Source organism: Micromonospora sp. WMMA1949 (assembly GCF_027460145.1).
Classification (GTDB): domain Bacteria; phylum Actinomycetota; class Actinomycetes; order Mycobacteriales; family Micromonosporaceae; genus Micromonospora.
In genome coordinates this window covers 817608-829898 of record NZ_JAPZBG010000001.1, presented here as the reverse complement: position 1 = coordinate 829898, position 12291 = coordinate 817608, and the positions used below count along the sequence as shown (strand labels likewise).

5 protein-coding genes are annotated in these 12291 nt (G+C 69.3%); all 5 read left to right on the top strand.

Features of this window, described 5'->3' with window-relative positions:
* Window positions 1–92: 92 nt before the first annotated feature.
* Genes O7607_RS03610 through O7607_RS03590 form a run of 5 tightly spaced genes read left to right on the top strand, consistent with a single transcriptional unit; the run spans window position 93 to window position 12216 of the window.
* Window positions 93–1913 carry a UvrD-helicase domain-containing protein gene (locus O7607_RS03610; RefSeq protein WP_269700969.1) on the top strand — a complete coding sequence of 607 codons (1821 nt, stop codon included), beginning with the start codon at window positions 93–95 and terminating at the stop codon, window positions 1911–1913.
* A gap of 7 nt (window positions 1914–1920) precedes the next feature.
* A complete protein-coding gene (locus O7607_RS03605; protein WP_269700968.1) occupies window positions 1921–5103 on the top strand; it encodes a helicase-related protein in 3183 nt (1060 codons plus the stop codon).
* Window positions 5100–6887 carry a DUF1998 domain-containing protein gene (locus O7607_RS03600; protein ID WP_332367325.1) on the top strand — a complete coding sequence of 596 codons (1788 nt, stop codon included), beginning with the start codon at window positions 5100–5102 and terminating at the stop codon, window positions 6885–6887. Before O7607_RS03605 ends, O7607_RS03600 begins: the two co-directional genes overlap by 4 nt.
* A 39-nt stretch (window positions 6888–6926) precedes the next feature.
* Window positions 6927–7565: a hypothetical protein gene (locus O7607_RS03595; protein ID WP_269700966.1), complete on the top strand. Its 639-nt coding sequence runs from the start codon at window positions 6927–6929 to the stop codon at window positions 7563–7565.
* 4 nt (window positions 7566–7569) lie between these two features.
* Entirely contained in the window at window positions 7570–12216 is a 4647-nt protein-coding gene (locus tag O7607_RS03590; RefSeq protein WP_269700965.1) for a sacsin N-terminal ATP-binding-like domain-containing protein, read from the top strand.
* Window positions 12217–12291 lie beyond the last annotated feature (75 nt).

Below are 12291 nucleotides of genomic sequence, written 5' to 3'. Positions count from 1 at the left end.
GGCCGGTACGGCCGAGGCCTGGCCCGGACGGAGATGTGAGACTCGGTGGGGGGACTGGTGTGGGCGGACTCGGAGATCGCGTGGGCCATCAGATGAGCGCCGGGCGAATCGGTGAGGACCGAACAACCGTCGAGCAGCGGCGTGTCGTCGAACAGCCGTGGGACGCCCGCACGCTGGTGATCGCCCCTGCGGGTACCGGCAAGACGTTCACGCTCGTGCGACGTCTGGACCGGCTGTCGGAGCAGGGCCTCGACGCCGATGAGGTCTTGGTGTTGTCGTTCTCCCGCGCAGCGGTACACGAGCTGGAGCGGCGGTCGAGCCGATCCACCGGCGCGGGCCGGTTCGTCAGTCCTCGTACCTTCGACGCCTGGGCGTTGGAGCTGTTGACCCAGACCTACCCGGGCGACTGGCACCTGCTCGGCTTCGACGAGCGGATCCGCACGGCGACCGAGGCGATCCTCGCCGGGGACGCCGAGGAGTTCCTCGACGGCCTGCGGCACGTGATGCTCGACGAGGTCCAGGACCTGGTGGGTGACCGTCGGCGACTCGTTCAGGCGCTGCTCGAGACCCTGGACACGGGGTTCACCGCCGTCGGTGACCCGGCTCAGGCCGTCTACGACTTCCAACGTCGCGACGCGCACGACGTCGGCGACGTCTTCTCCTGGCTCCGGGACCACTACGGTGAGGACCTGGTCGAGCTGTCGCTCACCCGCGACTTCCGGGCAGTCACCCCGCGCCCGGCGGGACTTCTCGCATGCGGTGAGGCACTGCGTTCACCGACCGGGCTCGTCGATCCCGGACGGATCGCTTCGTCCGTCCGGCGTGAGCTGCTGGACGTTCCCACGGCCGGGGCCCTGCAGGACGTCGTCACCGGCTTCTCGTACCTGGACGGGAACTGTGCGGTGCTGTGCCGCGACAACGGTCAGGCACTCGAGGTCTCGGCCGTCCTGCACGCCGCCGGCATCGGGCATCAGCTGCAGCGGCGATCGGGCGACGACCTCAACCCTCGTTGGCTCCTGGAGCTGTTCCGCGGCAAATCCGCCCTCAGTGTCAGTCGTGACGATTTCCTCGCCGCCTGCGGCCTGGACGCCGATACGGCGGAGGCGACCTGGCAGGCGCTGCAGGTGCTCGCGCGCGGCCGCGACCGTATCGATCTCGTTCGGTTGCGTGCCTTGATCGCCGTCCGCGGTCTCGGTCGCCTGCGACTGCCCACACCGCCGGCGGCGGTGACGGTCTCCTCGCTGCACCGGGCGAAAGGGCTGGAGTTCGACCGCGTGTTCCTGCTCGACAGCGACACCCGGGACGACGAGGATCCGCTGGAGCAGGCCCGGCTGACGTACATGGCCATGACCCGATCACGTGAGGACCTGTTCCGGCTCACGGCGTTGCCGAACCGCGCACCCGTTTACCGGCGGAAGTCCGGGGAGTCCGGGCGGTGGGGGCTGGCCAGATTCGGCAGCGGCCGCCGCCCCTGGCTGGGGATGGCCGTGGAAGGGCACGACATCGACCACGAGTTCCCGGCAGGGGCGCACGGCTTCAGCGACGACCCCGGCGCTGTGCAGCGCTACCTCGCCGAGGTGGTCCGGTCGGGCGACGAGGTGCGGATGTCGGTGCTGGCCCGTGACGTCGACGACTGCCCGGCGCCGCTGTACGGCGTGGAACACCAGGGCAGGCTCATCGCAGTCGTGTCGAAGGCGTTCCGTGAGGCGATGGGCAGGCATCTGGGCGGCCGCAAGGCCGGGGACCGTCGGGCCTGGCCGGCGACGATCACCGACTGCCACGTCGAGGCGGTCGAGGTGGCCGCCGGAAGCACCGCGGAGGGCGCACGTGCGGGCCTGGGCGACCACGGGATCTGGTTGGCGCCGAGGATCAGCGGCCTGAGCCGTTTCCACTACGAGAAGGCAGAAGGGTGAGTCGCCGGTGAGCGGTTTCGACGAACACTACGGGTTCCGCGACGAGCTGACGGGGCGACTCGAGCTGGACCTGCTCGGGCCCGCCGGCGGCGACGAGGAGATCCTGACCGATCCACCCGTCACCAGCTACCTGACCGGGGTCCTCTTCCCGCAGCGCGACGGCGAACTGCGGGTCGAGGACGCAGCGGAGTCGGATGTGGACCTGGCCTCCGCCCGACTGGACACCGACGAGCGACCCGACACCGGGGTGTCGATGGCCAACGTGCAGAGCCCTTCCTCGATGGGACTGACGTTCGTGGCGGATCCGCGTGGCGGGTCGCTGGAGGTGCGGGTCGCAGCCGGCGTGTATGAACCGATCGATGCGGAGGGACGCCCGGCCGAGGCGCAGGCGCAGGTGGCCCGCTCCACCGAGGAGTCGACAGTGCGGTGGCGTCGGCGCAATGTGTCGGTGCCACCGATCGCGCTGGACCTGACCCGGACCGGTGCCGACAGGGTGCAGGCGGTGCCCGGCCTCGAGGTGCGAACCCTGGTGCGGCCGGCGGACAGGCGAGGCTTCGTGACGGTCACCGTCACCCTCGTCGACGTCCACGTCGCCGCGGGGCCGATGCGGGATCCGTACTGCTTTTTCCAGTGCGCGTTGACGGTGGCGTCGCAGGGCGCCGCACCGGCGATCGTCCAACAGACGGCCCCGGCCCTGGGCGACGACCAGGAGACGCTGCTGGCCGAACTGCTCTATCGGCACGCACCGTCGTTCGCCACCGGCCACGGCTGCGCGGCCGAATGGAGCGATCCGGCCGAGCCGGACGCCTCCGATCGCCCCCGGCGGGTGGCTGAGGTGCGCTCGTCGTTCGTGCCGTCGTTCGACGTGCTGCTGTCGGAGTCGAACAGCCGCATCGATGCTTCCGGGCTCGGCATGTACGCGCTGGCCACCGGGGGTCGCGACGACGTCGTCGGCAGGCTGCGGGCGTTGCTGTCCGGATACGGGGAGTGGGTCGGTGAACTCGAGGCCAGGGCAGCGGCGCTGGCCGACACCGCCTATGCCGACGTCGCTGTCGAACAGGCACGGCTGTGCCGTACGGCCCACGACCGGATGGTGGCGGGCGTCGACCTGCTCGCCGGGGACGCCCAGGTGCTCCGAGCCTTCCAACTGGCCAACCGGGCCATGGCGCTGCAACGCGCGCGTACGCTGCGCATGCGCGACCGCACCGCGCGCCTGGACCTGGAGGCCGGGCGGTGGTATCCGTTCCAACTCGGCTTCATCCTGCTGTGCCTGCGAGGGATCGCCGATCCCGACCACGAGGACCGGCAGGTCGCCGACCTGCTGTGGTTCCCGACCGGCGGTGGCAAGACCGAGGCGTATCTGGGATTGGTCGCATTCACCGTCTTTCTGCGCCGCCTGCGCCGAGGCGGCGTAGGGGCGGGAGTGACCGTCCTGATGCGCTACACGCTGCGGCTGCTCACCCTTCAGCAGTTCGAGCGCGCCGCGACGCTGATCTGTGCGATGGAGCGGATCAGACAGGACGAGCCGGATCTGGGCACCGAGGAGGTGTCCATCGGCATGTGGGTGGGCTCCAGTGCCACCCCGAACTACCTCAAAGACGCCGAGACGGCGTTGCGTAAGTTGCGCAATGGGGACACCCTGCGCGAGGAGAATCCCGTACAGTTGCGGCGCTGTCCCTGGTGCGGGATCTCGATCGATGCCGTTCGCTATCGAGTCGATCGGCACGGGACCAGGATGGTCGTCGCGTGCGGCGACGACGAGTGCGAGTTCCGCGACGGCCTGCCCGTGCACCTGGTCGACGAGGCGGTGTACGCGTACCGTCCGACGCTCGTCATCGCCACGGTCGACAAATTCGCGCAGATGGCGTGGAAGCCGGAACCGGCGGCACTGTTCAACCGGACCGAAGCGCCCGCGGGCACGCCGCCTCCGGAGCTGATCATCCAGGACGAGCTGCACCTGATCTCGGGTCCGCTGGGCACCCTGGTGGGGCTGTACGAGTCCGCCATCGACATCGCCTGTGACCGGCCGAAGGTGGTCGCCTCGACGGCGACGATCCGGCGGGCAAGGGAGCAGGGCAGGGCGCTGTTCGACCGGGACGTGCACCAGTTCCCGCCGTCCGGGCTCGACGCCCGTGACTCGTGGTTCGCCGTGCAGGCGCCGGCGGACCGAAAGCCGACGCGCCGCTACGTCGGCCTGTTCGCCCCGGGAACCAGCCAGGCGACGCTGCTGGTACGGGCGTACGCCGCCCTGCTGCACCATGCCGTGGAGATCGATGCCAAGGACGCGGTCCGGGACGCCTACTGCACGCTGATCGGCTATTTCAACAGTCTGCGTCTGCTGGCGGCGGCGGAACTTCAGGTCAACGACGACGTGGTGCTGCGGTTGCAGCGTCTGGCCGAGGAGGGCGGGGGTGAGCCGCGCGATGTCGAGACCGGCGAGTTGACCAGCCGGGCCAACGCCAGCGAGATCCCGCTGCTGCTGCGCCAGCTCGACGTGCCGTACGGGCAGCCGGATGCACTCGACGTCGTGCTGGCAACGAACATGATCTCGGTTGGGGTCGACGTCGACCGGCTCGGCCTCATGGCCGTCACCGGCCAGCCGCAGACTACCGCCGAATACATCCAGGCGACCAGTCGGGTCGGACGCAAGCACCCCGGGACCGTGGTGATGCTCTACAACGCGGCGCGTTCGCGCGACCGATCGCACTACGAGAACTTCCGCGCGTACCATTCGGCGCTGTACCGACAGGTGGAGTCGACGAGCGTCACGCCGTTCTCCGCCCGTGCCCGCGACCGGGCACTGCACGCGGCGCTGATCAGCGCCGTACGCATGACGGTCACCGACGCCCGCGACAACGACGCCGCAGGAAACGTGGACATGTTCGAGGCAGACCTGAGGGACCTGGCCGACCGGATCCTGGAGCGGGTGCGTCGGGTGGCCCCCGACGAAGTGCAGGCAACGGCCGAACATCTCGATGAGATCATCCAGCGGTGGGCCGACCTGGCCGACTGGAACAACGGCTTGAAGTACCGGGTCGGCAGGGGCCCTTCCGACCCCAGAGCGCGAGCGGAGCACTCCGCGCTGCTGTGCACCTTCGAGGACGACGACCTGCCGCTCTCTTTCCCGACGATGAACAGTCTCCGCGACGTCGACGTGGAGACCAGCCTGTTCCCACGAGAGGGGCGATGAGGATGCCGGGACGCAGGCCGCAGCGGCCGACACGGAGCGCGCCGGCCAGGAAGCCGCCGATCGGCAAGGCTCGCCGGGCTCAGATGATCACCACGTACGGCGTCGGATCGATGATCGCGATCGACGATGCCTCGTACATCGTGCTCGGCCTGGACAGTTGGCGGATCAACGACCGGGAGGAGACGAGCGAGCCGCGGCTGCAGCGCGCACTGCGTGTCGACAAGCTCTACCTGCCGCCTGCGGAGAGCGACTACCACGGTGCGGGCCTCAAGCGGTTCCCCGAGATGTACACCTGTATGAGCTGCCATCTGCTGCAGCCGTACGGGCGCTTCGGTGGGCGCGGCTCGAAGTGCGCCTGCGGCGGCTCGCTCATCCCGAGCCGCTTCGTGCTCGCCTGCGACGACGGGCACCTGGAGGACTTCCCGTACCGGAAATGGGCGCACCGCGGCACCCCGGACGGCGTGGTGTCGTGCATGCAGGACCTCAAGATGGTCACCACGGGACGCACGGCGAGTCTGCGGTCCATTCAGATCGAGTGCGGATGCGGCCGCAAGGCGTCGATGGAGGGCGCGTTCCGGCGCAGCGAATTGCGCAGGCTGGGGATCCGCTGCACCGGTGCGCGTCCGTGGCTGCGCGATGCGGCCAAGGTCGACTGCGCTCGTCCCCCACGGACCCTCCAGCGAGGCTCCTCGGCGGCCTGGTTCGGCATGGTGCGCTCCTCGTTGGCGATTCCACCGTGGTCGGACAAAGTGCAGACGGCCATCGACCGCTACTACACCATGTGGCGCACGTCCACCGACGAGGTAATCGCCCAACAGGCCGAGGCCGCCGGGCTCCTGAGGAAGGGCATCACCACCGAGCAGGTCGTCGCCGCCGTACGGAAACGGGCTCGCTTCGAAGAGGAGGGGACCACAGCGGAGCCGGGTGACCTGGACGCCGAGCTGCGTGCCGAGGAGTACGAGCAGCTGTGCTCCGGCACCAGCGGTGACGAGGAGTACGAGGACTTCGAATGCCAGCCGGCCGCGGGAGTTCCACCGATGCCGCAGATCGGGCAGGTGATGAAGGTGACCCGGCTGCGCGAGGTGCGCGTCCTGCAGTCGTTCACCCGGGTCGAGCCGCCGAGCGCGGCGGACACGGCAACCCGACACGCGGCACTGACCCTGGGCGACCCGGATTGGCTGCCGGCGATGGAGGTCATCGGTGAGGGTGTCTTCCTCCGGATCAGCGAGCAGATGCTCCGGGAATGGGAACAGCGCAAGGCCGTCATCGACCGCGCCGGGCTGCTCATGGCCAACCACGACGCCCTGCTGCGACGGCGCGCCGAGGCCGCCGGTCGGCCCGCCCCGCCTTCACGGCTCACGGCCCGCGCGATCCTGCTGCACACCTTGGCGCATGTGCTGATCAACGAGTGGAGCCTGGACTCCGGATATTCGGCGTCGGCGATGCGCGAGCGGCTCTACACCGACGGTGAGATGGCCGGTCTGCTCATCTACACGGCCACGAGCGACTCCGCCGGCAGCCTCGGCGGCATCGTGCGTCAGGCGGATCCGGACCGCCTGACGCGCACGCTGCGCTCGGCGCTGCGACGGGCCGAGTGGTGCTCGGCGGACCCGCTGTGCATGGAGTCGGAGACCGGCGGGGCGGACAGCCTGAACCTTGCCGCCTGCCACGTGTGCAGCCTGATGCCCGAGACCAGCTGTGAGCACAACAACACCCTGTTGGACCGGGGCCTGCTGATCGGCTGGCCGACGCATCCTGGCGACGGGTTCTTCAGCGGCCTCTGACGCTGAGGGAAAGGGGAGTCTGTGTCGAGGAAGGCCGCCGTGCCGAGGACAAACGTCGCCGATCACCTGGACCTGTTGGAACGCCGGCTGACCGAGGCGCTCGGCCTGGTCCACCGGGCTCGGCGCGACGAGCAGACGGCCACCGGCTGGTTGACGACCTCCGCCGACATCGGGCGCCTGATCGCCGGGGAACGTGACGCCTTGGCCGGGGTACGCCAGGAGTTGCTGGGCGGGGCGCGTACGGCAGTTCTGGCGTACCTGCGGCAACGGGTCGGCCAGGCGGTCACCGCGGGGGAACTCGAGGGTGTCTCCGGGATCGAGGAGTGGACGCGTCGCATCCGCGAACTGCGCGATCTCGGCTGGGACATCGAGGCCCTCGGCAGCGGGCCGGGGCGTTCGTACCGGCTCAGAGCCGACCGCCTCGATCGATCGGTCGTCGACGACGACGCACTGATCGCGCAGATCAAGGGTGGCAACCCCAAGGACCGTCTCATCGAGTACCTGTTCCACGTCGCGCCTTGGCCGGTCGCCGCGGCCCGGCTGGAGCGGGTCGCCAGATCGGCCGGTTGGCGCACCGACCTGCAGACGCTGATCGACGAGGGCTGGCTGATCCACAGCCACGAGGACGACCCGGGGATCCCCCCGGGTTTCTACCGGCTCGCCCGGCTGGAGGACTGAGACGGTGGCGGCGGAGCCGCGCTGGGAGGGGCCCGACGGCGCGGTCGCTCGACGGGTTACGGAGCTGACGGACCAGTGCCTCCGGGCCTACACGGCCCACCCCGGACTGATCGAGGAACACGCCAACATCGAGCGGTCGATCACCCAGGGCGGTTACGGCCGCCGTCAGCTGTACGAGCTGATCCAGAACGGCGCCGACGAGTTGCAACGCGAACCCGGCGGTGGAATCCACGTCGTGCTGACTCCCGACGCCTTGTACTGCGCGAATCGTGGGACAGCGATCACCCAGGACGGCGCGGAGACCATTCTGGCGTCCCACATGTCCCGTAAGCGAGGGACGGAGATCGGCCGGTTCGGGCTCGGCTTCAAGTCCGTGTTGTCGATCAGCGACAGCCCGGACTTCTTCAGCCGCAGCGGATCCTTCGGGTGGGACCGACGGCACGCCGAGGCGACCATCCGCGATCGCACGGGCACCACGGGACCTACGCCGGTGCTGCGGGTGGCGCAGGTGCTGGATACGGACGCAGCCCGCGCCTGCGACCCGGTGCTCGACGAGTTGATGTCCTGGGCCATGACCGTGATCCGGCTGCCCCTGCTCGATGGACACCTGGACCGACTCACCCGAGACCTGAATGAGTTCCCCAGCGATTTCGTGATCTTCTCCCCGCACATCGGTCGCTTGGAGCTCGACGACCGGACCGGGGTCGTCCCACGGCGGAAGACCGTCACCGTCCACGCGGACGGCACCGACCGCGTCGTCGTCGAGCAGTCCGGCGGCGCAGAGCGCTTCACCGTGTGGAAGGTCTTCGACCGGATCCACCGCCCCAGCGAGCAGGCGCGCCGCGAGGCAGGCGAGTTCCACGACCGTGACGAGATCCCGGTCTCTTGGGCCGTCCCGGTCTCCGGCGGTGGCCAGGGCATCGGGAGATTCTGGGCCTTCTTCCCGACGACGTACGAGACCACGCTCAGCGGCATCCTGAACGTTCCGTGGAAGACCAACGAGGACAGGCAGAACCTGCTCAAGGACAATCTGTTCAACGAAGAGCTGATGACGGCCGCAGCGGAGCTGATCGTCGACTCGTTGCCGGAGCTGAGCATCGAGGAGGACCCGTCCCGCCACCTGCTGTACATCACCGCTCGGGGGCGCGAAGCCCGTAACTGGGCGGACAAAGCATTAAGTACGGAGGTGTACCGGCTCGCCGCCGGTCGGCCGAGCCTGCCGGACCAGAACGGTCGTCTGCGCGCCCCCGTGGAGCTGCGGCTGCATCCGGCCCGGCTCGATCCGGAGTGGTTGTCGCTGTGGCGGGGAGTGACCGGACGTCCCGACGACTGGTGCCATCACTCGATCGAGGAGACCGTGCGGCGGTCACGGGCGGAGCAGATCCTCCTCGGTGCCGCTAGAGGGCCGGCCTCGCTGCTGCAGTGGTTGCAGGCCGTGGCGGTGCCCGGCTCCCCGGCCGGGTCGGCGGTTGCGCTGCGCATCGTCGCGCGAATCAACGAACGCGGCCATCCTCTGCTGGATGTGGCCCGGGGCGCGCGGATCGTGCTCGTCGCCGACGGTCGGGTCGTGACACTGTCGGATCAGGTCTTCCGCCGCACACCGGGGGAGCCCGAAGCCGACGGGCTGACCTACATCGACCGGCGCCTCGACGAGGACCCTGAACTCGACGAGGCCCTGACCGATCTCGGAATCCGCGAGGCCGACGCAGCCGGGCGACTGCTGTCTCTGTTGCACGGCGACATGCCGATCGCCGACGACGAGTCGTGGGAGACGTTCTGGTCCCTGACCCGACGCCTGGCCCCCTCCGTCGCCGCAGCGATGATCGAGGAGCAGCAGTTCGCCGACCGGGTGCGGGTCCGGGTCGGATCGGGTTCGTTCGTGGGGCTGCGGGACTGTCTGATGCCCGGTCGCGTGGTGCGGCCCGGCTCGGCGGTCGCCGTCGACGTCGACGTCCACCGCGACGATGTGGCGTTGTTGACGCTGCTGGGCCTCAGTGACGTGCCGAGGGTGTCAGACGATCCGGGCGGGGACAGCAGGCTCGACGAGTACCGCCGCGAAATGATCTCCCGCTTCTACGGGTCACTGCCTCCGGAGGCGAGCAGGCCGGCCGAGCGCGGGATCAAGGTCGCAGGCATAGCGCCTGCGGGCCCTCTCGGACTGCTGCGTACGCTCGGCCCGTCGGAGGCGGCGCGGTTCTTGCAGCATGTGCCGGCCGCCGGTGTCGTCACCACGTGGCACGTGAGTGCCGCCACCCGCGCCGGCCTCCGGGTCGAAGTGCCGTCGCCGCTGGTCTGGGCGGCTCGGCGCTACGGACATCTGCAGACCTCGTGGGGTGTCCTACCGGTCGAGGACAGTGTCGGTCCCGCGCTGGCACTTCCGACGGGAGTGCTGCCGGCGGCCGATGTCGGCGCCGAGTTGGCGACAGCTCTGGGCCTACCGCAGCGCATCGATGAGATCGGCGTGGATCGATGGCGACGCCTGGTCGCCCATGCCGAGGAGCACCTGCAGATCGAGCAGGTGGGGGAGATCTACGGGTTGGCCTGCTCGTATCTGCCGGCTGCGCCGCCCCGGATCCGTTGCCTGGCCGGTGCCGAGCGGACCTGGGCGGCACCTGGCGAGATCACCATGGCCGTCGACGCGGGGCAACGGCGGCGACTTCGCGACCACGACGTCCCGATGCTGCCGGTACCGGCGGGGGCGGTCGACGGGTTGAGGGCCGCGTGGGGTTTGTCGCTCCTCGACGACGTGCTCGGCAACGAGGTGCGGGCGGTTCCCGTGCGTGAGCCTGTGCCGCTCGAGGACCTGTTCCCACGGCTGCGCTTCCTTCCCGGCCGTCCCGTGCAGGGCGTGCAGGTGGTCGCGTGCAGCGAGTTGGAGGAACTCGTCAGCGGGCCGAACGGGCGGCGGGCACGACCGGCACCGATACTGAGGTCGGATGACGTCGTCTACTGCCTGGAGCCCTACGACGACACGACACTGCTGCGTCGGCTCCGGGGCGGCTTCGGACTGCAGGTCAGCGATCAGCAGATCGAGCAGATCTTGATTCACAACGACCAGGTGCGGCTGGACGCGCGCCTCGTCGCCGTGCGTGACCAGCCCGATGATGCTGCCCGACTGCTCGTCCTGCTCGGCGCCGACGTTCTGCGGACCAGGATTCCGCAACCGGTCCTGGAATCCGTGGCCGCATCCGAGGGGCCGCTCGACGACCGCACCGTCGCCGAGCTCGCCCTGAACGTCTTCGGTTCCACGGTGTTGCGGGAGTACCGCAGCGACCTCGACCGCTCGGGCCTGGACGTACCGGAGCAATGGGCAGGCGGCCATCGGGCGCGGCGACTCGTGACCGACTTGGGCTTTCCTGTGACGTACGCGGGCGAGCGGCAGCCCTCCTTGGACGCCAGGGTCGTCGTCGAGGGCCCGGCCTCGTTCCCGCCGTTGCACGAGTATCAGGAGATCATGGTACGGAGGGTCCGCTCGGTCGCCGAGTCGCGGCCGCCCCAGCGCGGAATGCTGTGTCTGCCGACCGGTGCCGGCAAGACGCGTACCGCGGTTCAGGCTCTCATCGAATCCATGCGTGAGGAGGCGTTGGCGCGGTCGCGACCGATTCTGTGGATCGCCCAGTCGGAGGAGTTGTGCGAACAGGCGGTGTACAGCTGGCAGACTGCCTGGCGGAGTCTCGGCGGCGCCGCACGCCTTACCGTCAGCAGGCTCTGGTCGGGAAATGCGGCCGATCCGGTCACGGACGGTTTTCACCTGGTGGTCGCCACCGACGCGAAGCTCGCCCTGGTCCTCGATGCACCCGACTACGAGTGGCTACGGGATGCCCAGTGCGTGGTGATCGACGAGGCGCACACCTCCCTGAGTCCGAGGTACACATCGGTTCTGGCCTCGCTCGGAATCACGCCGCATCGCACGAGATGTCCGTTGATCGGGCTGACCGCGACCCCGTTCGTCGGCGCCAACGAGCGGGAGACGGAGCGTCTGACCCGCCGCTACAATACCAATCGGCTCGACTTCGACGTCGACGGGCGGGAGGTGCTGGGACCGCGACCGTACCGAAGCCTGCAGGAGATGGGTGTGCTGGCCCAGGTACGTCATCGTGAGCTGAACGGGGCGACCATCGAGCTGTCGGAGCGTGAGCGCGCCGACGCGGCGACCCATCCCTGGCTGCCCACCAGTGCCGAGAACCGCCTGGCGGCGGACCAGGAGCGCACCACGATGCTGGTCAAGGAGATCACTGCACTGCCGCAGCAGTGGCCGATCCTGGTGTTCGCAACCTCTGTCGAGCACGCTCACGTTCTCGCCGCCCTCCTCAATCGGCGTGGGGTGAGTTCGGCGGCGGTCAGCGGGTCGACGGAGGACGGTCTGCGCCGGCAGACGATCCGTCGCTTCCGAGACAGGGAGATCAGGGTGCTGACCAACTACAACGTGCTCACCCAGGGCTTCGATGCGCCGGCGACGAGGGCCATCGTGGTGGCCCGGCCGACCTTCAGCCCGAACGTGTATCAGCAGATGATCGGGCGAGGTCTGCGTGGTCCTAGGAACCACGGCACGCAGGAGTGTCTGGTGCTGGACGTGGCCGACAACATCGCCCACTTCGGCGCTGAACTCGCCTTCCGTGATTTCGAGTATCTGTGGCGTTCCCCGGCCTGAGTGGTGTCCTGCATCCGACCGACGGTTGCTCGGCACCACTGAGGGGCCGGCCCGCTCGTCCACGGGGACACTGGT